Genomic DNA, 25,559 nt, shown 5'->3' with positions numbered 1-25,559 from the left:
GCACGGAGCAGCAGGTACGGGAGGATCGCCGTGAGCGAGCAGATCGACGACGTCGAGGGCGACGAGCTGGGTCTGGCGAACGCCCCGCTGCCGCCCCGGCGCACCACCAAGCTGGCGGTCGTCGGCGCGGGCGCGGTCGGGTCGACCATGGCGTACGCGGCGCTGATGCGCGGCGCCGCCCGCAGCGTCGTGCTCTACGACATCAACAAGGCGAAGGTCGAGGCCGAGGCGCTGGACCTGGGCCACGGCATCCAGTTCATGCCGATGGCCGAGGTGATCGGCTCCGACGACATCGCCGCCTGCGCGGACGCCGACGTGGTCATGGTCACGGCCGGCGCGAAGCAGAAGCCGGGGCAGACCCGCATCGACCTGGCCGAGGCGACGATCTCGCTGGTGAAGAAGATCCTGCCCTCGCTGGTCGAGGTCGCCCCGAACGCCGTGTACGTCATGGTGACCAACCCCGTCGACATCGTCACCTACGCGGCGCTGAAGTTCTCCGGCCTGCCGCCGACCCAGCTGTTCGGCTCGGGCACCGTGCTCGACTCCTCGCGGCTGCGGTACCTCATCGCCCAGTACACCGGCGTGGCCGTGCAGAACGTGCACGCCTACATCGCGGGCGAGCACGGCGACACCGAGCTGCCCCTGTGGTCCTCGGCCACCATCGGCGGCGTGCCGATCCTCGACTGGAACGCCATCGAGGGGCACGTGCCGCTGACCCACGAGGTGCGCGAGTCGATCGCCCGGGAGGTCGTCGACTCGGCGTACCGGATCATCGCCGGCAAGGGCGCGACCAACTACGCGGTGGCGCTCGCGGGCTCGCGGATCATCGAGGCGATCGTCAAGGACGAGCACCGGATCCTCCCGGTGTCGTCGCTGCTCGACGGGTACCACGGGATCAGCGATGTCTGCCTGTCGGTCCCGTCGATCGTCGGGCGCTCCGGCGTGGGCGAGCGCCTGCAGGTGCCGATGTCGACCGACGAGCTCGCGGGCCTGCGTCGCTCGGGCGAGCAGCTGCGGGCGGTGGCCCGCCGGTTCGGGCTCTAGGCGGCGCGCGGCACCCGCACGTGCGGGTGCCGCACCGCCGCGGCGGCCCCGCGCAGCGCCGCCACCGCCGCGACCACGGCGGGGACCCGTGCCGTGCCGGCCTCGCCGACCGCCTCGACGAGCCGCGCGGCCCCCGGCCGGGCGGGGTGCACGGTCACGCCCGGGTGCGGCAGCGCGGCCAGCGCCAGGCCCGGCAGGGTCGTGACGCCGAGGCCGGCCCGCACCAGGCCGAGCACCGCGAGGTAGTCGTCCGTCGCGAAGTCGACCCGCGGCGCGAACCCGGCGCGGGCGCAGGTGCCGACGAGCTGCGCGCGGCACTGCGGGCAGCCGGCGATCCAGGGCCGGTCGGCGAGCCGCGCGAGGTCGACCGGCTCGCCGGCGGTGCACCCGTCGGACTCCGGGAGCACGACCACCACGTCGTCCCGCAGCAGGGGGACGCGCCGCAACCGGTCGTCGCCCGGCGGGGCGGGGTCCGGACCCGCGTCGCGGAACGTCACGGCGACGTCCACCCGGCCGGCGGCGAGCTCGGCCAGCGCCTCGGGCGGCTCCGCCTCCACGAGCGTGACGCCGACGCCCGGGTGCGCGGCGCGCAGCGCGGCGAGCGCGCTCGGGAGCAGCGTGGCCGCGGCCGACGGGAACGCGGCGACCCGGACGCGGCCCGCGCGCAGGCTGGCGACCGCGGCGACCTCCTCCAGGGTCGCGTCGAGGGCGGACTGCACGGCCGAGGCGTTGCGGGCGAGCACCTGACCGGCCTCGGTCAGCCGCACCCCGCGGCCGGCGCGCACCACGACCGGCGTCCCGACCAGCCGCTCGACGGCGCGCAGCTGCTGGCTCGCCGCCGGCTGGGTCAGCCCGAGCTCGCGGGCGGCGGCCGTGACGCTGCCGGTGTCGTGGACGGCGCGCACGAGGCGCAGCGCGGCGGCGTCGAGGCTCCGGGAGACCATGGGCGAAGCATAAGCGGACTGCATGGATGGGTGAGGAACTGGCGGTTGTCGGCATGGGTGGCGGTCCGCGAGCCTGGAGCCATGCGCACGCTCGCCGATCTCCGGTCCGACTTCGACCCCGTGCCGGGGCACCTCGACGCGGCCACGGCGGGCGTCGCCCCCCGCCGCACCGCCCGCGCGCTGCGCGAGGACGTGGACCGGTGGTCGTCCGGAGGCTTGGACGTGGCGCGGTACGAGCGGGCGGTGGCGACCGCCCGCGAGCGGTTCGCGGCGCTGGTCGACGTGCCCGCCGACCGCGTGGCGATCGGGTCGCAGGTCTCCGCCATGGCCGCGGTGGTGGCCGCGTCGCTGCCCGACGGGGCGCGCGTGGTGTGCGTCGACGGCGACTTCAGCTCGGTGGTCTTCCCGTTCCTCGCGCAGGGGCCGCGGCTCCGCGTGGAGCACGTGCCGGCCGGGCGGCTGCCCGAGGCCGTGGTGCCGGGCGTCGACCTGGTCGCCTACTCGCTGGTGCAGTCGGCGACCGGCGCGGTGCTCGACGACGACGCGGTGCTCGCGGCGGCGCGGGCGGCGGGCAGCCGGACGCTGTGCGACCTCACCCAGGCCGCCGGATGGCGCCGGGTCGACGCGTCCCGCTACGACGTCAGCGTCACCGCGGCGTACAAGTGGCTCTGCGCGCCGCGCGGGACCGGCTTCCTCACGGTGCGAGCGCCGACGCAGGACGCCCTGCGCCCGCTGCAGGCCGGCTGGTACGCGGGCGAGGACCCGTGGGCGTCCTGCTACGGCCCGCGGATGCGCCTGGCCGCGGACGCGCGGCGCTTCGACGTGTCCCCGGCCTGGCAGGCGTGGCTCGGCGCCGCCGAGTCGCTCGACGCCTTCGCCGGCGCCGACCGCGACGCGGTCCAGGCGCACGCCGTCGGGCTCGCGGACGCGTTCCGCTCGGGCCTGGGGCTGGGCCCCGGCGGCAGCGCGATCGTGACGCTGCCCGACCCGGAGGGGCGGCGCCGGGGCGCCCTGACGGCGGCGGGGTGCCGGGTCGCCGGCCGCGCCGGGCGGGTGCGCCTGGCGTTCCACGTCTGGAACGACGAGGCGGACGTGGAACGCGCGCTCGTCGCCCTGCGCGCGGCGGCCTGAGCGCCGGCCCCGCCGGCCGTCCGGCCCCGCCGGCCGGCCGGCCGCGCCGGTGCGGCCGCCCGGCGGGGGTCAGAGCGAGCGCAGCACCGAGACGACGCGGCCCAGCACCTGCGCGTGGTCGCCGTCGATCGGGGAGTACGCCGGGTTCTGCGGCAGCAGCCACACGTGCCCGTCCGCGCGCTTGAGCGTCTTCACCGTCGCCTCGCCGTCGAGCATCGCGGCGACGATCTCGCCGTTCTCGGCCACCGGCTGCCGGCGGACCACGACCCAGTCGCCGTCGCAGATCGCGGCGTCGATCATCGAGTCGCCCACGACCTTGAGCAGGAACAGCTCGCCGGCACCCACCAGCTGGCGGGGGAGCGGGAACACGTCCTCGACGAGCTGCTCGGCGAGGATCGGACCGCCGGCGGCGATCCGGCCGACCACGGGCACGTAGGCCGCCTCCGGGGCGCCCTCGCGGGGGGCGGAGTCCGCGTCGCCGATGCCGGTGATCCCCGCGACGCCCGCGAGCGGCGCCACGCCGCGCGAGTCGTCGGGCTGCACCACCTCGATCGCGCGCGGGCGGTTCGGGTCGCGGCGCAGGTAGCCCTTGCGCTCGAGCGCCGTGAGCTGGTGCTTGACGCTCGACGGGCTGGTGAGGCCCACGGCGTCGCCGATCTCGCGCATGCTCGGCGGGTAGCCGCGGGACTCGACCGACGCGCGCACCGTCTCGAGGACCAGCCGCTGCCGCGGCGTGAGGCCGTCGCCGTCCCCGAGCTCGGCCACGGCCGCCTCGCCGAGGCCCGCCGCGGTGCCCGTCCCGTCGCTCGCCATGTCCGCTCCCGTCCCGTCCGCCCTGGTCAGGCCGCCCGCCGGTGGGTCCGGGGCGGTCCGTCGGGCGGGCGTGTCAGTGCCTCGTGGTGCGCTGTACCCGACGTCACCGAGCGTAGGGGGACGGACGGGCGGGATCAAACACCTGTTCGATCGTGTCTCGACATCGCCGGTGGGGTGTGGTTCCATCGTACAAGCGTTCGAACGAACAGGTGTTCGACTCGGGTCGCCCGGCGGCCCAGGAGGGAAGTGGTGGGGATGAGCGTGATCGCAGCACACCCGGGGATCGCTCGTCCGGCGCGCCGCGAGGTGCCCGCCCGGCGCGACGGGGATGCGCGCCGGCCGGGCGCCGCGGGCGGCGAGGGCCGGCTCCACCTGACCCGGCGCGGTCGCGTCGTCGTCGCCCTCCTGGGCCTGGCGGTCGTGCTGGGCGGTCTCGTCGGCGGACGCGCGGTCGCCGACGGCCCGCAGCAGGCCACCGAGGTCACCACGCACGCGGTGCAGTCGGGGGAGACGCTCTGGCAGATCGCCGCCAGCGTGGCCGGCCCGGGTGAGGACGTGCGCGACGTGGTCCTGAGCCTGCAGCAGCTCAACGGCCTCGCGGACGCGTCGCTCCAGGCCGGTCAGGTCCTGCTGCTCCCGGCCGGCTCCTGAGGCGGCGCTGCCGAGGGCGGGGACTCGCTGGTCAGGCGCCCGCCGCCGCTCCACCGGATTAGGGCACTCGGTGCTTGCGTAATTAGCCGGCCCGCCTCTAGGGTGGTGCCACCTCGAACGGCTGGCTGGGGGGCTCGCCGCGAGGGACGCGTCGTCGTCACGGCCCTCGGGCCTGACGCAGGGGCGTGCAGCAACCGTCCGGACGAGGCGAGTCGTCCGGACGAGACGGGACGGGGGCGTCCCCAACGAGGGTGGCCGCACGAGCGGCCACCCTCGTCGTCTGCCCGGGCCGCCCTCCTCGCCTGCCCGCTCCGTCGGCCGGCGACGTGACCAGCGGGTTCACCCCGCCGCGGAAGCGCCTTGCACCGCCCGCACCCGCGGCCCTACCGTGTCCCGGTCGTCCGGGCGGGCGCGCGTCGTCGCGGTGGCCTGCCCCGGCGCGTGCAGCACATCCCGGAGGAGGCGTCCATGCACTGCCCGTTCTGCCGTCACGCCGACTCCCGGGTCGTCGACTCCCGCACGTCGGACGACGGCCTCTCGATCCGGCGTCGCCGGCAGTGCCCCCAGTGCAACCGGCGGTTCACCACGATCGAGACGGCCAGCCTGTCGGTCGTGAAGCGGTCGGGCGCCACCGAGCCGTTCAGCCGGGAGAAGATCGTCAACGGTGTCCGCAAGGCGTGCCAGGGCCGCCCCGTCAGCGACGACGACCTCGCCGTGCTCGCCCAGCGCGTCGAGGAGAACCTGCGCGCGAGCGGTTCCGCGGAGCTGGACGCCTACGAGATCGGGCTCGCGATCCTCGGTCCGCTCCGGGACCTGGACGAGGTCGCGTACCTGCGGTTCGCGAGCGTGTACCAGGCGTTCAGCAGCCTCGAGGACTTCGAGGCCGCGATCACGGTGCTGCGCGCGGAGAACGAGGCGGCGGACGCCGCCCGCGCCGCGGCGCCCGGCACCTCCGGGCAGGACGCGCCCACCGTCTGAGGCGCACGGCGGTGGTCGCGGCCCGGGCGCCGCGTCGGGCGTCGTGCTGCCCGTGCGTGGCCGGCGCGTACTACGGTCGGAGTCGTGATCCCTGCTGACCTCGCGCTCCTGCACGCCCTCGGAACCCCCGCGGTCGCGCCCGACGGCTCGTTCGTCGTGGTCGCCCGCACCGCCCCCGACCTCGAGTCGGACGAGTACACCGGCCAGCTCTGGCGGGTCGCCACGGACGGCGCCACGCCGCCGCAGCGCCTCACCCGCGGCCACCGCGACACCGACCCGCAGGTGTCCCCGGACGGACGCTGGGTGGCGTTCCTCCGCGCCGAGCCGAAGGGGCGCCCGCAGCTGCACCTGGTCGAGGCTGCCGGCGGCGAGCCCGTCCGGCTGACCGACGCCCCCCTCGGCGTGCAGACCGCCCGGTTCTCGCCGGACGGCGCCACGCTCGCGTTCGTCGCCCGGGTGCCCGAGGAGGGGCGGTACGGCGACGGCGACCCCGGCGCCGAGCGGCCCCGGCACATCACGGAGCTGCCCTACCGCAACGACGGCGTCGGGTTCACCCGCGACAAGCGGCGGCAGCTGTTCGTCGTGGACGTGCCCGCCGACCCGGCCGCGCGCGCCGCCGCCCCGGCGGGCGAGGACGACGCGACGGCCGCGCGGCAGGTCACCAGCGGCGACAGCGACGTCGAGCAGATCGCCTGGTTCCCCAGCGGCCGGTACGTCGCGGCGGTGGCCGCCCGGCACGCCGGCAAGGACCAGGACCTGCGCTCGGACGCGGTCGTCGTCGACACGGCCGCGGACGCCGACGGCGCGCTCGTGCCGCTCACGGACGCCGACGCCGGCAGCACGCTGGCCGTCGCGGCGGTGCTGCCCGCGGCCGACGGCGCCGCGCTGTGGCTGCTCGCGCAGGACATGGGCCCGTCGGGCCGGGGCTTCGTCGCCGCCCAGACCGGCCTCCACCGTCTCCCGCTGACCCCGGCCGGGGGCGGCAGCGCCCCGACCGCGTCCGGCGCCCCGGAGCGGCTGACGGACGCCGAGGCGGTCGACCTCGACCCCGGCACGTTCGCCGTGACCGCGGACGGCGTGCTCGCGGGCGTGCTGCACCGCGGCACCGTGGTGCTGCGCGAGCACCGTGCCGACGGGTCGACCCGCGACCTGCTCAGCGGCCTGGTCGCGCACGGCGTCGCCGCGGCGAGCGCGGCCCCGGTGGCCGTCGTCACCGCGGCCGGGCCGGTGACGTCGGGCGACCTGCACGCCGTCGACCTGGCGTCGAGGGAGACCCGGGCGCTCACCGACTGGTCGGCGCCGCTGCGCGCGACCGGCCGCGTCCGCGAGCCGCGCGAGGTCACCGCGACCGCGCCCGACGGCTACCCCGTGCACGGCTGGCTCGTCACCCCGGACCCGGAGCGGTTCGCCGGCCCGCACCCGACGATCCTCATGATCCACGGCGGCCCGTACGCGCAGTACACGGTGGGCCTGTTCGACGAGGTGCAGACGCTGGCCGAGGCCGGCTACGCGGTCGTGTACGGCAACCCGCGCGGCGCGGCCGGCTACGGCTCGGCGCACGGCAGGGCGATCCAGCACGGCTTCGGCACGGTCGACACCGACGACGTGCTCGCGCTGCTCGACGCGGCGCTGGAGGACCCGGCCCTCGACGGCGAGCGGGTCGGCGTCATGGGCGGCTCGTACGGCGGCTACCTCACCGCGTGGCTGACCACCCGCACCGACCGGTTCGTCGGCGCGATCGTCGAGCGCGGGTTCCTCGACCCGGTGAGCTTCGTCGGGTCGAGCGACATCGGCTGGTTCTTCGGCCTGGAGTACCTGGGCGACGGCGACGACGAGGAGTCCCGCGCGAAGGTGGCCGCCCAGTCCCCGATGGCGCACGTGGCGGAGGTGACCACCCCGACGCTGGTGATCCACTCCGAGCAGGACTGGCGGTGCCCGGTCGAGCAGGGCCAGCGCTGGTTCGTCGAGCTCAAGCGCCGGGGCGTGCCGGCCGAGCTGCTGCTGTTCCCCGGTGAGGGCCACGAGCTCACCAGGTCCGGCCGCCCGCAGCACCGGCTGGTCCGGTTCGAGCACGTCCTGGACTGGTGGCGGCGCACGCTGCCGGTCGCCCAGGGCTGATCCGCCCGGGCACGCACGCGAGGGGCCCCGCACCGATCCGGTGCGGGGCCCCTCGCGCGTCGTGCGGAGCGGCTCAGGCCGTCGAGGCGGCCAGCAGGTCGTCGCGGACCACCCGGCGCAGCACCTTCCCGATCTGCGACCGCGGCAGCTCGGGGAGGATCACCAGGTCGCGCGGCACCGCGTACCGGGCCAGGCGCTCGCCGCACCACTCCCGCACGGCGGCGAGGTCGACGTGCGCCCCGAGCTCGGTGACGATCGCGGCGACCACCTTCTCCCCGAGGTCGCCGCCGGGCAGGCCGACCACGGCGACGTCGCGCACGCCCGGCATGCCGCGGAGCTTGTCCTCCACCTGGGACGGGTACACCTTGAACCCGCCGGTGACGATCATCTCCTTGATCCGGTCGACCAGGACCACGAAGCCGTCGTCGTCCAGCCGGACGACGTCGCCGGTGCGCAGCCACCCGCCGGGGAGCAGCTGACCTGCCGTCTCCTCCGGCCGGTTCCAGTAGCCGGAGAACACCTGCGGGCCGCGGATGAGCAGCTCGCCGCGGGTGCCGGGCTCGACGTCGCGGGTCGGGTCCTCCTGGTCCACCACCCGGATGTCGGTGCTGGGGAACGGCAGGCCGAGCGCGCCGGGCCGGCGGGCGGGGGACAGGGGGCTGCCGAGGGCGACGGGCGAGGTCTCGGTCATGCCGTAGCCCTCGACCACCAGGCCGCCGGTCACCCGCTCCCAGCGCGCGGCCGTCTCGGCCGACAGCGACATCGCGCCCGAGATGGCGTACCGGAACGAGGTCAGGTCCGCCTTCGTCGCCTCGGCGGTGGCCGCCAGGCGGTCGAGCATCGGCGGCACGGCCGGCAGGAACGTCCCGGGGCGGCGGCGCTGGGCGGCGAGCACGGCCGCCGGGTCGAACTTCGGGAACGCGACGAGCGTGGCGCCGACCCGGGTCGCGTAGGTGAGGCAGAGCGTGAGGCCGAACGCGTGGAAGAACGGCAGCACGCCGTAGATGGTCTCGGTGCCCGGCTGCGCCTGGGTCCACGCCTGGCCCTGCACCGCGTTCGCCACCAGGTTCCGGTGCGTGAGCACGGCGGCCTTCGGCGTGCCGGTGGTCCCGCCGGTGTACTGCAGCAGGGCGACGTCGTCCGCCGTCGGACGCGGCGTCCCGGCCGGCAGGGCCGTGGCCCCGGCGACCAGGCGGTGCCAGACCGGGGTGCCCGCGGGGAGCCCGGCGCGCAGGGCGGCGCGGGTCCGGCGGGCGGCGGGGAGCGGCAGGCGCAGCGCGAGCCGCTTGGCCGCGGGCAGGTCCGCCGAGACGTCCACGGCGACGACGGTGCGGACCGCGGTGCGGCTCTGCGCGGCGAGCGCCGGTGCCACGGCCTTCTCCCACACGAGGGCGACGGTGGCGCCGGAGTCGCCGAGCTGGTGCGCGAGCTCGTCGGCGGTGTAGGTCGGGTTGGTCTCGACGACGACGGCGCCGAGCCGCAGCGCGGCGTAGAACGCGACGACGTGCGAGGTGCAGTTGGGCAGCACGATCGCGACGCGGTCGCCCGCGCGCACGCCCAGGCCGCGGAGCACCGACGCGCCGCGGGCCACCGCGCCCGCGAGCTCGGCGTAGGTGGTGGCCGCGCCCAGGAAGTCGACGGCCACCCGATCGGGCCAGGCCGCGGCGGCACGGTCGAGAGCGGCGGTCAGCGGCTCCTCCGGCACGTCGACGACGGGCGGGACGCCCGGCGCGTAGGAGGAGTGCCACGGTCGCGTGAAGTCGGTCACGGGCCCACCGTAACCTACGGATGCGTAGGTTACGTGTGCGTAGGCCGACGCGACGGCACCGGGTTGGCTGTGCGTGTCACAGGTCGGAGGACCGCGAGCCCCACAGGTTGATCCCCGCGTCGACGGCGTGCCGGTCGATCTCGGCCAGCTCGTCGTCGGTCAGCGGAGGGCCGTCGACCGCGGCGAGGTTCTCCCGGAGCTGCTCCGGGGTGCGGGCACCGAGCGCGACCGACGTCACCCGCGGGTCGCGCAGCACCCAGGCGATCGCGAGCTGCGCGAGGGACTGGCCCCGGGCCTCCGCCACCGCGTTCAGCGCGCGCACCCGGTCCAGGTTCTCGTCGCTCAGGTACTCGGCGCGCAGCGGCCCGCCCCGCGCGGCCCGGGAGTCCTCGGGGACGCCGCCCAGGTACTTGCGGGTGAGCATGCCCTGGGCGAGGGGGGAGAACGCGACGACCCCGAGCCCGGCCTCCCCGGCGACGTCGAGCAGGCTGCGGTCGCCGGCCTCGCCGTCGGGCTGCTCGACCCAGCGGTTCAGCATCGAGTACGACGGCTGGTGCAGGGTCAGCCGCAGGCCCAGGTCGTCGGCGACCGCCAGCGCCTCGGCCGTGCGGCGGGCGGAGTAGGACGAGATCCCGGCGTACAGCGCGCGGCCGGAGTCGACGGCGGTCTTGAGCGCGCCGATGGTCTCCTCCAGCGGCGTGCTCGGGTCGTACCGGTGGCTGTAGAACACGTCGACCCGGTCGGTGCCGAGCCGGCGCAGCGACTGGTCGAGGGACGCGAGCAGGTACTTCCGCGAGCCGAACTCGCCGTACGGTCCCGGCCACTGCCGGTAGCCGGCCTTCGTCGCGACGAGGAGCTCGTCCCGGTACGGCGCGAGGTCGGTCGCGAGCAGCCGGCCGACGCTCTCCTCCGCCGCGCCCGGCGGCGGGCCGTAGTTGTTCGCCAGGTCGAGGTGCACGACGCCGGCGTCGAACGCCGCGAGCACGAGGGCGCGCTGGTCGGCGAACGGCGTGGCGTCCCCGAAGTTCTGCCAGAGACCCAGGGTCACCGCGGGCAGGTCCAGGCCGGAACGGCCGGCGCGGCGCAGGGGGAGTCGGTCGTGGCGGGCGTCGTCGGCGAGGTGCACGTGCCCGACGCTAGCGCGTGGGCCGGGCGCCCCGCCGGACGGCGCGGGTCGTCAGTCGACGACGCGCAGGCGGATCGTCTCCGGGCGTGCGCGCAGGGCCGCGACGACCTCGGGCTCCACCGCCACGGCGTCGGTCACCACGTAGCCGACCTCGCCGCGGGTCGCGAGGAGCTGGCCCTCGATGTTCGCGCCGTGCTCGGCCAACGTGTTGTTGACCGCCGCCAGGACGCCGGGGACGTTGCGGTGCAGGTACGTGAGCCGGTGCACGCCGGGGCGGGCCTCGAGCGTGAGGTTCGGCAGGTTGACGCTGAGCATCGTGGTGCCGGTGTTCATGAAGTCGCGCAGCTTGTTCGACACGAACTGCCCGATCGCCTCCTGCGCCTCCTCCGTCGACCCGCCGGTGTGCGGGGTGAGGATGACGTTCGGCAGGCCGCGCAGCTCGGAGGTGAACGGGTCGCCCTTGCGCTTCGGCTCGACCGGGAACACGTCCACGGCCGCGCCGGCCACGTGCCCGGCGAGCACCGCGTCGCGCAGCGCCGCGTAGTCGACGACGAAGCCGCGGGACAGGTTGAGGAAGATCGCGCCCTCTCGCATCCGGGCGAACTGCTTGGCGCCGAACAGGCCGGCGTTGCCGCTGCGGCCGTCGACGTGCAGGGTCACGATGTCGGCGACGTCGAGCAGCTCGTCCAGCGTCTCGGCCCGACGGGCGTTGCCCAGCGCGAGCTTCTCGGCGGTGTCGTAGAACACGACCGACATGCCGAGGTTCTCGGCGAGCACGGACAGCTGGGTGCCGATGTTGCCGTAGCCGACGATGCCGAGCGTGCGGCCGCGCACCTCGTGCGCGCCGTCCGCCGACTTGTTCCAGACGCCGTCGTGCATCGACCGGTCGAGCACCGTGAGCCGCCGGGTCAGCGCGATGATGTCGGCCAGCGCGATCTCGACGACCGAGCGGGTGTTCGAGAACGGGGCGTTGAACACCGCCACGCCGCGGGACGCGGCCGCGTGCAGGTCGATCTGGTTCGTGCCGATGCAGTAGGCGCCGATCGCGACCAGGTCCGGCGCGGCGTCGAGCACCGCCTCGGTCACCTGGGTCTTGGACCGGATGCCGAGCAGGTGCACGCCCTGCAGGGCCTCGATCAGCTCGGACTCGTCGAGCGCGCCGGAGCGCGTGACGACCTCGTAGCCGGCCGCCTCCATGATGGTGCGGGCCTGAGGATGCAGGTTCTCGAGGAGCAGGGCGCGTAGCACGCGCCTATGGTGCGCCTCCGGGCGCACGGTTCCAAGCCGGTCCCGGTCCTCGGACACCGGTGCCCCGCGTCAGCCCGCCTCCCAGCCCGCGGGGAGCGGCCGGCTGTGCACCACCCGGAGCGACTGCGTCGGCCGGGTCATCGCCACGTAGAGGTCGCCCGCCCCGCTCTTGAGCACGTCCGCGGGCTCGACCAGGACCACGGCGTCGAACTCCAGGCCCTTGCTCTGGGTCGGCGACATCAGCGTCAGGGGCGCGTCCAGGTCGGGCGCGCCGGCGCGGGTGGCGCCGGCCTGCGGCAGCGCCCGGGCGAGCGCGGGCAGCGCCTCCGGCGCCGCGATGACGGCCACCCGCCCCGCGCCGCTCGCGTCGCGGACCGCGGCGAGCGCGGCCTCCGCGTGCCGGGCGACCGCCGCGGGCACCGCCGCCGCGTCGACCTGCTCGGTGCGCAGCGCGTCCTCGACGTCCCGCGCCGAGGTCGTCGGCGTCAGCGGCAGCCCGGCCGCGCGGCCCACGCGCTCGGCCGCGCGGGCCACCGAGGCGGGCGTCCGGTAGTTCACGGTCAGCTCCGCCAGCCGCCAGCCGCCCGCCAGGATCCGGTCGAACGTCGCGGCCCAGTCCCGGGTACCGGCGGCGGTCGAGGTCTGCGCCACGTCGCCGACGACGGTCAGCGACCGGGTCGGCACCCGGCGCAGCACCATCCGCCACGCCATCGGGGACAGCTCCTGCGCCTCGTCGACCACCACGTGGCCGTAGGTCCAGGTGCGGTCGGCGGCGGCGCGCTCGGCGGTGGTGAGCGCCGGGCCGGTCGCGGCGAACCGGTCGGCCAGCAGCTCGGCCGACACCAGCCCGGTGCCGGACTGCTCCAGCACCTGCCGGGCGTAGTCGAGCTCCTGGGCGCGCTGCGCGGCGTCGTGCTTCGCCTGGGCGCGGGCGGCCTGGTCGTCCTCGCCGAGCAGCTCCGCGGCCTCGTCGAGCAGCGGGACGTCGGCCTCGGTCCACGGGGCGTCGGCGTCGCGGAGCAGGGCGGCGCGCTCGTGCGCGGACAGCTCCGGCGCGGCGGCGTCGAGGCGGGCCGGCTTCGACAGCAGGGCGGACACCAGGCCCTGCGGGGTCAGGGGCATCCACGCGAGGTTGAGCGCGATCCGGATCTCCCGGGTGGTGCGCAGCTCCTCGAGGATCTCGCCGCGCTCGTCCGGCGCGACCGACCAGCCGAGCTGGCTGACGTACTGCTCCGCGAGCCGGCCCAGCATGTCGCGCACGAAGGTCACGCGCGCCTGGTTGTGCGGCCGGTGGCCGCGGCGGGCGTGGTTGATCGCGCCGCGCACGTCGGACGGCTTCACGACGATGCGGTGGCCGTCGACGGTCACGACCGTCGGCTGCTGCGGCGCGCGCTGCCGCTGCCGCACGGCGCGCTCGATGATCTTCCGCCAGACCGGGCGGCCCTTGATCTCGGCGACGGCGTCGTCCTCGGACCCGGTCGCGACGACGCCGGGGAACAGCTCGCCGACCGTGGTCGACACGACACCGGTCTCGCCCAGGGACGGGAGCACCTGGTCGATGTACCGCAGGAAGGTGCGGCTGGGGCCGAGCAGCAGCACGCCGGAGCGCTCCAGGACGCGACGGTGCGCGTACAGCAGGTAGGCGGCGCGGTGCAGGGCCACGGCGGTCTTGCCGGTGCCGGGGCCGCCCTGGACGACGAGGGCGCCGGCGAGGTCCGCGCGGATGATCGCGTCCTGCTCCGCCTGGATGGTCGCGACGATGTCGCCCATCCGGCCGGTGCGCCGGGCGGCCAGCGCCGCCAGGAGCGCGCCCTCGCCGGACAGGGCGCCGAGCCGGGCGGCGGCCTCCTCGTCGGCGAGCACGTCGAGGTCGATGACCTCGTCCTCGAGTCCGGTCACGCGGCGCCCGCGGGTGACGAGGTGCCGGCGCTGCACGACGCCGTCCGGGTTCGCGGAGGTCGCGCGGTAGAACGACTGCGCCGCCGGCGCGCGCCAGTCCGTCAGGATCGAGGCGTGCTCGTCGTCGTTCAGCCCGATCCTGCCGATGTACCGGCGCCCGCCGTCGGCCAGGTCCAGCCGGCCGAACGCCAGGCGGTCCTCCACGGCCTCCAGGCGAGCGAGGCGGTCCTCGTAGAGCGTGGCGAACGCGTCCCGCTCCGAGCGGTTCTGGGGCGAGCCCGACGGGCCCACCCGGCGGACCTCCGCCAGCCGGTCGCGGGTGCCCGCCCGCAGCTCGTCCAGCCGCGCGTACAGGCCGTCGACGACCTCCTGCTCGGCCGCCAGCTGCGCCTCGATCCCGGTCACGCGTGCTCCCGTCGGTCGTCCCCGTGGCGCCCGGACCCCCGGGTGGCACCACCGTCCTGCGCCGCGCCCGCGCGGGTCGACGGGGTCGACGGGCGCCGGAGCGGCCGTCCATTCTCCACCATGCCGGGCGGGGTGTGCGACGACCGACCGGGTGGCGGTCGGCCCGCCCCGGCACGGGCGGGCGGCCTGCTGGAAGATCCGCCACGGCGTCGGGAAGAGCCGGGGCGCCCGCGGTGTTGTCACCCTCAGGACGCCGCCCCCCGGGCGGCGCGCGGACTGACCCCCAGGGAGGACCCCATGCTGGACCCGAGCGAGATCTACGCCGTCGACCCGGCGGTCGCCGCCGAGGTCGAGGCGCGGACCGCGGGCGGCAGCGGGCCGGTGCTCGTGCACGCCGTGCGCGGCTTCGTGGACGCCGGCGGCGCCGGGCGGCTGTCGGCCGAGCACCTGACCGAGCAGCTCCCGACCGAGCGGCTGGCGACGTTCGACGTCGACCAGCTGCTCGACTACCGCTCCCGCCGCCCCACCGCCACCTTCGAGGGCGACCACTGGGGCGAGTACGACGAGCCCGAGCTCGCCGTCGACCTGGTGCGCGACACCTCCGGGGTGCCGTTCCTGCTGCTGCACGGCGTCGAGCCGGACGTCCAGTGGGAGCGGTTCGCCGCCGCCGTGCGGCAGATCGTCGAGCGGTTCGACGTCCCGCTCACGGTCGGGCTGCACGGCATCCCGATGGGGATCCCGCACACCCGCCCGCTGTCGGTCACCGCCCACGCCAACCGGCCGGAGCTGGTCGCGGACTACACGTCCTGGTTCGGCACCGTGCAGGTACCCGCCTCCGCGGGCACCCTGCTGGAGATCCGGCTCGGCCAGTCCGGTCACGACGCCATGGGCTTCGCGGTGCACGTCCCGCACTACCTCGCGCAGTCGCCGTTCCCGCAGGCGTCCATCACCGGCCTGGAGCACGTCCAGCGCGCCGCCGGGCTGGAGCTCGACCTCGGGGCGCTGACCGAGGCCGCGTCCGAGACGATGCTGGAGGTCGAGCGCCAGGTCGAGGAGCAGCCCGAGGTGCAGACGGTGGTGCACGCGCTCGAGCAGCAGTACGACGCGTTCGCCCGGAACATCGGGCGGCCGAGCCTGCTCGCCGAGACCGCGGAGCTGCCGACCGCCGACGAGCTCGGCGCGGAGTTCGAGCGGTTCCTCGCCCAGCAGGGCGACGAGAAGGGGCCGGGCACGGGGTTCTGACCGCGGTGTGACCGCCGACTCGTCCGGGCCCCGCGCCCGGGCGGGCAGAATGGCTGCACGTGACCACCGACCGCCGCGCCCTGCTCGTCTGGTCCGTCGCGGTCGGCGCGTACGTCGTCGCGATCATGAACCGGTCGTCCCTCGGCGTCGCCACGCTCGAGGTCACCGAGCTGTTCGGGGTCTCCTCGGCGCTGCTGGCGACGATGGCGGTCGCGCAGCTGGTCGTCTACGCGCTGCTCCAGGTGCCCGTCGGCGTGCTGCTCGACCGGTACGGCCCCCGGGTCCTCGTCGCGTCCGGCGCGGCCGTGATGGCGCTCGGGCAGACGGTGCTGGCGCTCGCCCCGTCCGCGGGCTGGGTGCTCGCCGGCCGGGTGCTGGTCGGCGCGGGCGACGCGCTGACGTTCGTCTCGGTGGTGCGGCTCGTGCCGGCGTGGTTCGCGGCGCGGCGGGTCCCGGTCATGACCCAGCTCACCGGCAGCCTCGGGCAGCTCGGGCAGGTGCTGTCGGCCGTCCCCGTCGTCGCCCTGCTGCACGCCGAGGGCTGGCGGACCACGTTCCTGTCGGTCGCCGCCGTGGGGGTCGTCGCGACCGTCGCCGTGGTCGCGGTGGTGCGGGACGCGCCGGTCGAGCCGGACGTCCCCGGCGGGCCCGGGTCGCCCGGGGAGCCGGGCGCGTCGGCGGGGGAGCAGGCCGAGGCGGGGGTCGCGGCGGGCCTGGCCGCCGGCGCCGCACCAGCACCGTGGTGGCGCGCGGGTCTCCTGCGCCGGCGGTGGCGCCCGGCGCGCGCGCGAGCGCCCCGCGAGCCCGGGGCGCTGCGCGCGGTCCTCGGCGACCCCGGGGCGCGCCTGGCGTTCTGGATGCACTTCTCCGGTCAGTTCAGCAACCACGTCGTCGTGCTGCTGTGGGGGTACGCGTTCTTCGTCGAGGGCCAGGGGCGGACCGCGGGCGAGGCGAGCGCGCTGCTCACGCTCAACGTCGTGGCCGCGGTCGTCGCCGGCCCCGTCATCGGGGTCGTCGTGGGCCGGCACCCGCGCGCGCGGATGCCGCTGGCCCTGGGGACGTCGGCGGCGATCGGGCTGGCCTGGCTGTCGGTCACCCTGCCGTCGGAGCCCGTGCCGTACGCGGTGCTGTGCGGGTTCGTGGTGGTCGTGGCGGTCGGTGGCCCGACGTCGCTGGTGGCGTTCGACGTCGCGCGGTCCTGCACGCCGCCGCGGCGGCTCGGCACGGCGACCGGCTTCGTCAACACCGGCGGGTTCGTCGGTGCGCTGGCGACGATGCTCGTCGTCGGGATCGTGCTGGACGCGGCCTCCGGCGGCGGTGCCGGGAGCGGCGCGCGGGACCTCGCGGCCTTCCGGGCCGCGTTCGCGTGGGTCGCGGTGCCCTGGGCGCTCGGCGTCGGGGCGATGCTGCTCGGCCGCCGGGGGGCCCGCCGGGCGCATCCGGGGCTCGCGGTCTGAACCCCTGCCGACCGGTCGGTCGGTGTGGTCGTGCTGTGATCGCACCGTGACCGGATCGTTGTGATCGACGCGACATCGGGCCCGGGAGAACCGTGGCGTCGCGATGACCTGCGTGAGAGGATCGCCGTGTTGCAGTGACGTACTGACGCTTGACCGGCGCCGGTCGGGCCCCCTTCCGGGGACACCCGCGCGGCACCTTCCAGCCATCCGGCTGGTCCACCCGGTGCAGGACGCGGGATAGGCATTGCGGCACGGTCCGGGGAGTTCCCGGCACCGTCACCGGATGGACAGAAGGACAAGAACATGGCACAGGGTGCTGTCAAGTGGTTCAACGCTGAGAAGGGCTACGGCTTCATCGCCCAGGACGGCGGCGGCGCCGACGTCTTCGTGCACTACTCGGCCATCGACTCCCAGGGCTACCGCTCGCTCGACGAGGGCCAGCGCGTCGAGTTCGAGATCACCCAGGGCCCCAAGGGCCCGCAGGCGGAGAAGGTCCGCCCGCTCTGATCTGACGGTCGCCCCCGCGGGCCGATCGCACGACGAGGCCGCACCCCCTCCCGGGGTGCGGCCTCGTCCGCGTCCGGGGCCGGGTGCGGGTCAGGCCGGCGGGAGGGGCTCCGGCTCGCGGTCGGCACCGGCCTCCGGCACCAGCTCCGGCGCGGCGTCGCGCAACGGCGCGGCGCGGCCGACGAACGCCGTGAGGTCCTCGTCGACGAGGAGCCGCGCCGGCACGGGCAGGGACCGCAGGTCGCGCGCCAGCCCGGCGTCCGCCAGCAGCGCCGGGTCGTCCGTGCCGGCGAGCACGAGGTTCCCGTACCGCCGCCCGCGCAGCACGGCGGGCTCGGCGACGACGCCCACGTGCCGGAACACGGCACCGAGCGTCGCGGCCTCGGCGCGCGCGAGGGCGAGCGGCGGGCGGTCGGCGCAGTTCGCGAGGTACACGCCGCCGGGCCGCAGCACGCGGGCGACGTCCCGGACGAACTCCTCGGTGGTCACGTGCGGGGGCGTGCGGTCGCCGGCGAACACGTCGCGCACGACCGCGTCCGCGCTGGCGTCCGGGAGCGTGCCGAGCTCCGCGCGCGCCTCGCCCGCCCGCAGGCGCAGCGCCGGGGACCGGGGGAGGTCGAACCAGTCGCGCACGAGGGCCACCAGCACCGGGTCGAGGTCGACGGCGATCTGCCGGGCGCCCGGGAACCGCGCGTGCCCCCACCGCGCCAGCGCGCAGCCCGCGGCGCCCAGGTGGACCGCGCGGAACGGGCCGTCCGCGGTCGGCAGGTGGTCCAGCACCGCCGCGATCTGCTGCATGTACTCGAAGTCGAGGCGCTCGGGGTCGCCGAGGTCGAGGTGCGAGCTCGGCACCCCGTTCACCAGCAGGGTCACGGCGTCCGGGTCGTCGGGGGAGCGCAGGACCTCGGCGGTCCCGGTGGCGATCGGGACGGGTCCGTCCGGCCAGGCCTGCGGGCCGCCCGACCCCGTCCCGCGGCCGCGTGTCGGTGGCCGGTGGGACTCTGGAGCAGGTCGCCGGCCCCCGACGGTCCTGTCCGACCTGCTGGTTCGGCCGGACCGGCCACGGGACGCCATCCGGCCACCGTACGGGTTGACGCGTTCGAACAGGTGTTCGATACTGGAGCAGTCGAGAGAGGGAGGTGCGCGATGCCGGTCAAGACCCTTCGTGCCCTGCGGAGTGCGGCGCCCGGGCTGTCGGGCCGCACGGCCGAGCTGCTGCAGCGTGCCGACGCCGAGCTGGTCGCGGCCCAGTTCTCCTCCGAGCCCTGGGAGCAGTTCACCCACGCGCACCTCGCCGCGCTCCGGGCCGGCGCGGCCGTGCTCGCCGAGCGGCAGCCGCTGTCCGCGCGCCGCGGCCCGCGCACGGTGTGGGAGCTGCTCGACCGGGTCGCCCCGGAGATGAGCCGGTGGTCCGGGTACTTCGCCGCCGGCGCCGGGCTGCGCGCGGCCGTCGACGCGGGGCGGTTCGACGCGGTCTCCGCCGAGCGCGCCGAGCAGGTGCTGTGCCACGCCGAGGACTTCCTGGACCTGGTCCGCGCCGAGCTGGAGAGCGCGGCGGCCGAGGTCGAGGCGGCGCGGGCCGGATGAGCCGCGGCCCGCGGTCGCAGGACGCGAAGCGCGACTGGGGCGCCGAGGAGGACGGCTGCTCGATCCTGCACGTCGACATGGACGCGTTCTTCGCCTCCGTGGAGCTGGCACGGCGGCCGCACCTGCGCGGGAAGCCCGTGATCGTCGGCGGCTCCGAGCGCTCCGTGGTGCTCGCCGCGACGTACGAGGCGCGCGCGTTCGGCGTGCACTCGGCGATGCCGATGGCCGTGGCGCTGCGGATGTGCCCGCAGGCGATCGTCGTCCCGCCGGACCACGCCGCCTACACGGAGGTGTCGCGCAGCGTCATGGAGGTGCTGCACGACGTCACCTCCCTCGTCGAGCAGGTGAGCGTGGACGAGGCCTTCCTCGACGTCAGCGGCGCCCGGCGCCGGCTCGGCAGCCCCACCCGGATCGCGGCGCTCATCCGCGAGCGGGTCCAGGCCCGGCACGGCATCACCTGCTCCGTCGGCATCGGTGCCACGAAGTTCGTCGCCAAGCTCGCCTCCGGGCACGCCAAGCCCGACGGGGTGCTGCTGGTGCCGCGGGCCGCCACCCTCGACTTCCTCCGGGTGCTGCCGGTCGGCGCGCTGTGGGGGGTCGGGGAGCGGACCGCCGCCGCGCTCGAGCGCTGGGGCATCCGCACCGTCGCCGAGCTCGCCGACAGCGACGTGTCCGTCGTGCAGCGCGCCGTCGGCAAGGTCGCGGGCGCGCACCTGCACGACCTCGCCTGGGGGCGGGACCCGCGGCCGGTCACGCCGGGCCGCGAGGAGAAGAGCGTCGGCGCGGAGGAGACGTTCGCCGTCGACGTCCGGGACATGCGGGTGGTCGAGAGCAAGGCGCTCGAGCTGGCGGACCGGTGCGCCGGCCGGCTCCGCGCGCAGCGGCTGGTCGCCCGCACCGTCGCGGTGAAGGTGCGCACCTCGGACTTCCGGACGCTCACCCGGTCCCGGACGCTGCCGCAGCCGACCGACGTGGGCCGCGAGCTGTACCTGGTGGCCCGCGACCTGCTCGCCGCGGCGGACCTGGGCGGACTCCCGGTGCGGCTCGTCGGGGTCCGGGCGGAGGGTCTGGTGCCGGCCGCGGAGGTCGTCCGCCAGCCGACCCTCGACGAGGCCGCCGCGTCGAACCCCGACGCGCGGCGGGACGCCGAGCGCGCCATGGACCTGGTGCGCGCGCGGTTCGGGCGTGCGGCGATCGGCGCCGGGACCCCCGCGGTGGGGCGGTCCGCGCGCGAGGTGTCGGCAGGGTCACCCGCTGCGGGGGAGCGCTCGACTACCGAGTTGGCCGACGGCCATCTATCCTGAGGTGAAGTAGTCCCGACGGCGGAGCACGGGGGTTGGAATGCCTCTCTCCGAGTACGAACAACGTGTACTGGAGCAGATGGAGCGTCAGCTCACGTCTGATGATCCCCGGCTCGCGAACACGCTGACATCGCGTGGACGCAAGCCGGTCCTGCGGTACGTCCTGGGCGGCATCGGTGCCGTCCTGGGGCTGCTGCTGCTGGTGGTGGGTGCCGCGCAGTCGCAGGTGTGGCTGGGTGTGCTGGGCTTCGTCGTCATGTTCGCCTCCGTCGCGATCGCGTTCACGCGCCCGCGCCACGGTGGCGGGCCGGTCGGCGTCGTGCGGCCCGACGGCAGCACCGCACCGCGCCCTGCGGCTCCCAAGGCCAAGAAGGGTTTCATGTCACGCATGGAGGACCGCTGGGACAAGCGGCGCGACCAGGGTCGTTGACGACCCCGCTCACGCCCGCCTGACCCCGGCGGCACCACCGCACCCGGGCCCGCCTCACCGAGGCGGGCCCGCGCGCGCCTGCGGGGCGCCGTCGCCCGGGGCCGGCCCGCCAGGGACCCGCGCGGGCGCGGCGCGCCCGGCACACCGTCGCGCGCCGCGACGCGGTCCGGCGGCTCGCCCCGCGCCGCGGCGAGGGTGCTCGGCTCCCGCGGCGGCCGCGACATCGGTGGTTCCTGTCGAGATCGGTGCTTGCGACCACCGATCTCGGGTCGATGCACTGATCCCGGGCCGATGCACCGATCTCGGGCCGAAGCGCCGAGCCCGAAGGGTCCGCGGGGCTCGGCGTCGCGGCGCTCAGGCCTCGGCGGGCAGCGGGCTGGCCGCCGGGCCGTCGCCGGGGGCGCGGGTGCTGACGTCGGTCAGCACCGCGGCCACCCAGCTCTGCAGCTCGGTGGGGTCGTACGCCTCGGGGTCCGGCGCGTACCGCTCCCGCTCCAGCGCGCCCGCCAGCGCCAGCAGCGCGCGGTCGGCCTCCGGGCCGAGCGGACGCCCGCGCCGCGCCTCGACCTGCGCGCGCACCGCCGCGACGGCCTGCCGCGGCGTCCGGGAGTCGGCCCAGGTGATGCCGGCACGCCGGAGCCGGTCGCGCAGCCGGCGCCACGCGACCTCGGGCGCGAGTCCGGGAGCGGGCCGCCTGCGCCGGTGCACCGCCAGCGCGGCGGCGACGCCCGCGGCGACGACGAGCAGCGCGACGACCGCGATCAGCGGGCCGCGGGTGCGCGGGTTCGCGACGACGCCGGGCAGGCCGCCCTGGTCCTGCGGCGCCGCGGTGGTGGCGGCGGCGCTCGGGCTGGTCGTGACGCGCGGGGTGGCGGCGGACGGCGCGGTGGTCGGGGCGGACGCGCTGAACGGGTTGCTCCACGACGGCGGCGGTCCGGTCTGCACGGCCGGGGTCGGCTCGAACCGGACCCAGCCGGTGCCGGGGAAGTACAGCTCGGGCCAGGCGTGCGCGTCGGCGCCGGTGACCCGGTACGAGCGGTCGGTGCCGAGCTCGCCGGGCAGGAAGCCGACGCCGAGCCGGGCGGGGATGCCGAGCGTGCGGGCGAGCACGGTCATCGAGGTGGCGAACTGGACGCAGTACCCGCGGCGGCTCTGCAGGAAGTCCCAGACGGCGTCGTCGCTCTCCCCGGGGTCGATCGAGGTGTCGTAGCGGAACTGGGTGCCGTCGCGGAAGTAGGTCTGCAGGGCGAGCGCCTGGTCGTAGGGCGTCGTGGCGTCGGCGGTGAGCTCGGCGGCGAGGGCGCGCAGGTCGTCGGCGTGCTCGGTGTCGGGCACGTCGAGGTAGCCCTGCACCTCCTCCGGCACGTCGCCGGAGGAGGTGCGCAGCACGTCGGGGCTGAGGTCCGGGACCTCCACGACCATGTGGTAGCGCCCGCCCGCCTCGGTGCGGTCGCGGCTGACCACCTCGTCCCGGGCGGCGTCGTACGTCCACGGGCCGTCGATCTGCACGGTCCGCGGGAAGGTGGTGACGGGCAGCCGCTGCTCGCGGAGGGCGCCGATGCTGACGTCGACGTCGGTGAGGGTGCCGCGGGAGGCCTCGGGGGCGGCCCCGATCAGGGACCGGTCCGACGCGAGCAGGCCCTCGGGGTCCCACTCGGTCAGGTCGGCGCCGGGCTCGCGCTGCCAGGACCGGCCGTCGAAGTCGCGGAGCGTGAACGAGCGCAGCGGGCCGACGAGCGACGCGGTGGCGGCGGGGCCGTCGGCGTCGTCGTCCACGCGCTCGACGGTGTACGTGAGCACGACCTGGGAGGACTGGTCGCGCAGGCTCTCCCGGAGGTCCAGGTCGTCCGCGAGCCGGACCGGCCCCACCGCGCCGGTGCCCACGTCGGGCAGGTCGACCCACGACCACACCGGCACTGCCGAGACGGCCGGGCCCGCCGCGAGGGTCACCGCGACCAGACCCGCGGCCCCGGCCAGCACGACGCCGGCGCGCCGCCCGGCGCCGTCGCGGGACACCGGGGGCTGGGCGAGCGCGAGCAGGAGCAGGTAGCAGAAGCCCGTCGCGGCGAGCGCCCAGGTGCTGCCCGGGAAGCCGAGCACCACGGCGGGCGTCCACACGGCGACGTACGCGATGCCGGTCAGCGCCGGCATGCCGCAGCCCACCGCGAGCAGATCGGCGGCCAGGAAGACCAGGACCGCCGCGGCCACGAGGATGAGCTCGACCGGCGGCCAGACGGCCATCGGCACGACCGACGTCTCGATGAGCTGCGCCGCCTGCTGCACGAGCTGGTCCGCGTGCCGGACCGTGCCGGGCCCGACCAGCAGGGGGTTGCCCCCTGGCGGCGTGGCGTAGAAGGCGAGCAGCGCGTACGCGCCGACCAGCAGACCGACGAGCGACGGCAGCCAGGTGGACCGGGTCAGGCTGCGGGTGCCGCCCACCACCAGCGCCGCGCCGGCGACGGCGAGGACCGCGCGGAGCACCCAGGTGCCGCCGGCGAGCAGGCCCGACATCGCGCCGAGGGCCGTGCAGGTGGCGACGGCGGTCAGCGCGGTGGCCGCGGGGGAGCGCCAGCCGCGGCGCAGGGTCGCCCCGCCGCTCACGCCGCGCCGCCCGTCAGCCGCCACCAGGTCGCCGCGAGGTCGGCGCCCGGCTCGGCCTGGGCGACGCGCCATCCGGCGCGGCGCAGCTGCCGCGCCGTGGCGGTGGCCCGCTCGTCGTCGTCCGCGCCGCGCACGAGCGCCCACCCCGGGCGGGTCTGGCTGACCCCGGCGAGCGCGGCACGCCCCGCGGGGCCCTGCGGGCCGAGCACGGCGATGACCAGCCCGGACCCGCCGTCGGCCTCGTCCAGACCGCGGATCTCCGCGAGCAGGGCGGCCTCGGCCGTCGCCGCGTCGGGCTGCCCGGACAGGTCGACGGTCGCCTCGAGCAGCTGCTGGCGGCCGGGCGCCTCGAGCCGGACGGCGCGCGGGTCGTCGGCGGCGGTCCCGGTCAGCAGGTGGGTCGGGTGGCCGGCGCCGTGGGTCGCGAGGGCGATCGACGCGGCCAGCGAAATGCACCACTCGAGCGCGTCCCCGGGGGCCGGCTGGTCGAGCAGCACGGTGACCGGGCGCATCCCGGCGCGCTCGTCGGACCGGACGACGAGCTCGCCGCGGCGGGCGCTGCTGGGCCAGTGCACGCGGCGCAGGTCGTCGCCGACGCGGTAGTCGCGCAGCGCGGCGTCGTCGGGGGCGGCGGACCGGGCGCCGACGACGGACCGCTCGGGCTCGGCGACCAGCAGCTCGCGCGGCACCGGCAGGTCCACGACGGCCGGCCACACGGTGACCGTCTCCCGGGCGCCGAGGGTGGCACGGACCCGGGCGACGCCGAACGGGTCGGTGCGGGTGACCACCAGGGGCCCGAGCGCCCAGCGGCCGCGCCGGGTCGCGTGCACGGGGTAGCGCAGGCGGACGGCGCGCGGCTCGCGGGCGACGGTGGCGCGCAGCGGCCGGCCGCCGGACAGCTCGACGGCGGCCTGCTCGCGGAGCTGGAGGTCGGTCAGCCGGGCCCGCGACGCGCCGCGGGCGAGCCCGACCTCGACCTGCACGTCGGCGGTCCGGCCGACGTGCACCGGGTCGGGCTGCACCGTGCGGCGGGTGCGCAGGCCCTGGCCGCGTCCGGGGTCGACGACGCCGACGGCCAGCATGCCGAGCACGACCAGCAGGACGGGGAGCGTCCCGATGGTCAGCAGGTCGGTGGACCCGAACGCGGTGCCGGTCGCGCCCACGGCCAGGCCGAGGACCACGAGGCCCACGCCGCGGCGGGTCGGGCGCAGGCGCATCAGCCCGCCGCGGTCCGGTCGCGCACCGCCGCGCGGGCCGGCGCGGGGACGGCCACGCGGGCGACGAGGTCGCCGATCACGTCCTGCCCGCTGCGGCCGGACAGGCGCGACTCGGCGCTGAGGATGACGCGGTGCGCCAGCACCGGCTCGGCGAGCTGCTGCACGTCGTCGGGGAGCACGTGGTCCCGGCCCTCGACGGCGGCGAGGCCCTTGGCGGCGCGCAGCAGCTGGATCGCGGCGCGGGGCGAGGCGCCCAGCCGCAGCGCCGGGTCGTCCCGGGTGCCGGAGACCAGGTCGACCACGTACTGCTTCACCGCGGTCGACGCGTACAGGTGGCGCGTCGACTCGATCAGCCGGGTGACCTGCGCGGCGTCGGTGACCGGCACGACGGTCGCCAGCGGGTCGGACGTCTCCTGGGTGTCGAGCATCGCGAGCTCGGCCTCGGCGGTCGGGTAGCCGACGGTGAGCCGCGCCATGAACCGGTCGCGCTGCGCCTCGGGCAGCGGGTAGGTGCCCTCCATCTCGACCGGGTTCTGCGTGGCGACCACGAGGAACGGCCGGGGGAGCGGGTAGGAGGTGCCGTCGACCGTGACCTGGGCCTCCTGCATGGACTCCAGGAGGGCGGACTGCGTCTTGGGCGAGGCGCGGTTGATCTCGTCGCCGATCACGATGTGCGAGAACACCGGACCCGGCCGGAACTCGAACTCCTGGGTCGCGGCGCGGTAGATCGTGACGCCGGTCAGGTCGCTCGGCAGCAGGTCCGGGGTGAACTGCACGCGGCCGACGGTGCAGTCGATCGTGCGGGCGAGGGCCTTGGCCAGCGTCGTCTTGCCGACGCCCGGGACGTCCTCGAGGAGCAGGTGCCCCTCGGCGAGCAGCACGGCCACGGCGGTGCGGACCAGCTCGGGGCGGCCGGTGATGACGCGGGCGATGCTCGCGCGCATCCGGTCCGTCACGGTGATGAGCTCGTCCATCTCGGACGCGCCGGGCACGGCTACGGGCATGGGGACCCCCTCGGTCGACTGGGGGAAGCCTAAGCGGCGCCGACCCCGGCGCGGGAGGTGAACGCGCACCCGCTCTCCCCACTTCCCC

Annotated in this window: 21 protein-coding genes; 11 read left to right on the top strand and 10 right to left on the bottom strand. The window is 76.4% G+C overall.

Going from position 1 to position 25,559, the window contains the following annotated elements; genetic code table 11:
• Positions 1-66: 66 nt before the first annotated feature.
• Positions 67-1,044, top strand: a complete 978-nt coding sequence (locus MHY85_RS08865; RefSeq protein ID WP_239195654.1) for an L-lactate dehydrogenase — start codon at positions 67-69, stop codon at positions 1,042-1,044.
• On the opposite strand, the gene MHY85_RS08860 is transcribed toward MHY85_RS08865, so the two are convergent.
• Positions 1,041-1,988: a LysR family transcriptional regulator gene (locus tag MHY85_RS08860; protein WP_239195644.1), complete on the bottom strand. Its 948-nt coding sequence runs from the start codon at positions 1,986-1,988 to the stop codon at positions 1,041-1,043. The two genes, MHY85_RS08865 and MHY85_RS08860, sit on opposite strands and share 4 nt — an antisense overlap.
• Positions 1,989-2,069: 81 nt before the next feature.
• On the opposite strand from MHY85_RS08860, the gene MHY85_RS08855 reads away from it, so the two are divergent.
• Positions 2,070-3,119, top strand: coding sequence for an aminotransferase class V-fold PLP-dependent enzyme (locus MHY85_RS08855; protein WP_239195643.1), 1,050 nt, complete (start codon positions 2,070-2,072; stop codon positions 3,117-3,119).
• 69 nt (positions 3,120-3,188) lie between these two features.
• Here MHY85_RS08855 and lexA read toward each other — a convergent pair whose 3' ends face one another.
• Positions 3,189-3,932 (bottom strand): transcriptional repressor LexA, encoded by a 744-nt coding sequence (lexA, locus tag MHY85_RS08850; protein ID WP_239195641.1) that lies wholly within the window; start codon positions 3,930-3,932, stop codon positions 3,189-3,191.
• Between the two features lie 261 nt (positions 3,933-4,193).
• Here lexA and MHY85_RS08845 point away from each other — a divergent pair, with 261 nt between their 5' ends.
• The 3 genes from MHY85_RS08845 to MHY85_RS08835 all read left to right on the top strand — a co-directional run bounded on the left by MHY85_RS08845 (position 4,194) and on the right by MHY85_RS08835 (position 7,679).
• Positions 4,194-4,583 carry a LysM peptidoglycan-binding domain-containing protein gene (locus MHY85_RS08845; protein ID WP_239195639.1) on the top strand — a complete coding sequence of 130 codons (390 nt, stop codon included), beginning with the start codon at positions 4,194-4,196 and terminating at the stop codon, positions 4,581-4,583.
• 468 nt (positions 4,584-5,051) lie between these two features.
• Positions 5,052-5,561: a transcriptional regulator NrdR gene (nrdR, locus tag MHY85_RS08840; protein WP_239195637.1), complete on the top strand. Its 510-nt coding sequence runs from the start codon at positions 5,052-5,054 to the stop codon at positions 5,559-5,561.
• Between the two features lie 84 nt (positions 5,562-5,645).
• A complete protein-coding gene (locus MHY85_RS08835; protein WP_239195635.1) occupies positions 5,646-7,679 on the top strand; it encodes a S9 family peptidase in 2,034 nt (677 codons plus the stop codon).
• A gap of 73 nt (positions 7,680-7,752) precedes the next feature.
• On the opposite strand, the gene MHY85_RS08830 is transcribed toward MHY85_RS08835, so the two are convergent.
• From MHY85_RS08830 to MHY85_RS08815, 4 genes are all read right to left on the bottom strand, one after another.
• Entirely contained in the window at positions 7,753-9,447 is a 1,695-nt protein-coding gene (locus MHY85_RS08830) for an AMP-binding protein (protein ID WP_239195633.1), read from the bottom strand.
• A 76-nt stretch (positions 9,448-9,523) separates the two neighbouring features.
• The gene (locus MHY85_RS08825; RefSeq protein ID WP_239195632.1) at positions 9,524-10,573 is read right to left on the bottom strand and encodes an aldo/keto reductase; all 1,050 of its coding nucleotides are present in this window, start codon (positions 10,571-10,573) and stop codon (positions 9,524-9,526) included.
• A gap of 51 nt (positions 10,574-10,624) precedes the next feature.
• The gene (gene serA / locus MHY85_RS08820; RefSeq protein WP_239195630.1) at positions 10,625-11,821 is read right to left on the bottom strand and encodes a phosphoglycerate dehydrogenase; all 1,197 of its coding nucleotides are present in this window, start codon (positions 11,819-11,821) and stop codon (positions 10,625-10,627) included.
• 69 nt (positions 11,822-11,890) lie between these two features.
• On the bottom strand, positions 11,891-14,125 hold the full coding sequence (locus MHY85_RS08815; RefSeq protein WP_239195628.1) for an AAA family ATPase: 2,235 nt from the start codon (positions 14,123-14,125) through the stop codon (positions 11,891-11,893).
• 297 nt (positions 14,126-14,422) lie between these two features.
• Between MHY85_RS08815 and MHY85_RS08810 the strand changes: the two genes are divergently transcribed.
• The 3 genes from MHY85_RS08810 to MHY85_RS08800 all read left to right on the top strand — a co-directional run bounded on the left by MHY85_RS08810 (position 14,423) and on the right by MHY85_RS08800 (position 17,331).
• Complete coding sequence (locus MHY85_RS08810) at positions 14,423-15,367, top strand: proteasome assembly chaperone family protein (protein ID WP_239195626.1); 945 nt, start codon at positions 14,423-14,425, stop codon at positions 15,365-15,367.
• Between the two features lie 59 nt (positions 15,368-15,426).
• A complete protein-coding gene (locus MHY85_RS08805; protein ID WP_239195624.1) occupies positions 15,427-16,824 on the top strand; it encodes a nitrate/nitrite transporter in 1,398 nt (465 codons plus the stop codon).
• A gap of 303 nt (positions 16,825-17,127) precedes the next feature.
• Positions 17,128-17,331, top strand: coding sequence for a cold-shock protein (locus MHY85_RS08800; RefSeq protein WP_146952335.1), 204 nt, complete (start codon positions 17,128-17,130; stop codon positions 17,329-17,331).
• A gap of 90 nt (positions 17,332-17,421) precedes the next feature.
• On the opposite strand, the gene MHY85_RS08795 is transcribed toward MHY85_RS08800, so the two are convergent.
• Positions 17,422-18,204, bottom strand: coding sequence for a spermidine synthase (locus tag MHY85_RS08795; protein WP_239195621.1), 783 nt, complete (start codon positions 18,202-18,204; stop codon positions 17,422-17,424).
• 273 nt (positions 18,205-18,477) lie between these two features.
• Between MHY85_RS08795 and MHY85_RS08790 the strand changes: the two genes are divergently transcribed.
• From MHY85_RS08790 to MHY85_RS08780, 3 genes are read left to right on the top strand one after another with little or no spacing between them, the layout of a single operon-like run.
• Positions 18,478-18,918 carry an SAV_6107 family HEPN domain-containing protein gene (locus MHY85_RS08790; RefSeq protein WP_158373175.1) on the top strand — a complete coding sequence of 147 codons (441 nt, stop codon included), beginning with the start codon at positions 18,478-18,480 and terminating at the stop codon, positions 18,916-18,918.
• A complete protein-coding gene (gene dinB / locus MHY85_RS08785) occupies positions 18,915-20,222 on the top strand; it encodes a DNA polymerase IV (RefSeq protein WP_239195617.1) in 1,308 nt (435 codons plus the stop codon). Before MHY85_RS08790 ends, dinB begins: the two co-directional genes overlap by 4 nt.
• Before the next feature lie 37 nt (positions 20,223-20,259).
• Entirely contained in the window at positions 20,260-20,649 is a 390-nt protein-coding gene (locus MHY85_RS08780) for a DUF3040 domain-containing protein (RefSeq protein WP_239195616.1), read from the top strand.
• A gap of 354 nt (positions 20,650-21,003) precedes the next feature.
• Here the strand turns inward: MHY85_RS08780 and MHY85_RS08775 are convergent, their stop codons facing one another.
• The 3 genes from MHY85_RS08775 to MHY85_RS08765 are packed head-to-tail and all read right to left on the bottom strand — an operon-like array spanning position 21,004 to position 25,471.
• Complete coding sequence (locus MHY85_RS08775; RefSeq protein ID WP_239195615.1) at positions 21,004-23,250, bottom strand: DUF3488 and transglutaminase-like domain-containing protein; 2,247 nt, start codon at positions 23,248-23,250, stop codon at positions 21,004-21,006.
• Entirely contained in the window at positions 23,247-24,467 is a 1,221-nt protein-coding gene (locus MHY85_RS08770; RefSeq protein ID WP_239195614.1) for a DUF58 domain-containing protein, read from the bottom strand. Before MHY85_RS08770 ends, MHY85_RS08775 begins: the two co-directional genes overlap by 4 nt.
• Entirely contained in the window at positions 24,467-25,471 is a 1,005-nt protein-coding gene (locus MHY85_RS08765) for a MoxR family ATPase (protein WP_239195613.1), read from the bottom strand. Before MHY85_RS08765 ends, MHY85_RS08770 begins: the two co-directional genes overlap by 1 nt.
• Positions 25,472-25,559 lie beyond the last annotated feature (88 nt).

Source organism: Cellulomonas sp. ACRRI (assembly GCF_022346185.1).
Taxonomy (GTDB): Bacteria; Actinomycetota; Actinomycetes; order Actinomycetales; family Cellulomonadaceae; genus Cellulomonas.
The sequence above is the reverse complement of the archived record's forward strand: the minus strand, read 5'-3'. Positions and strand labels throughout refer to the sequence as shown.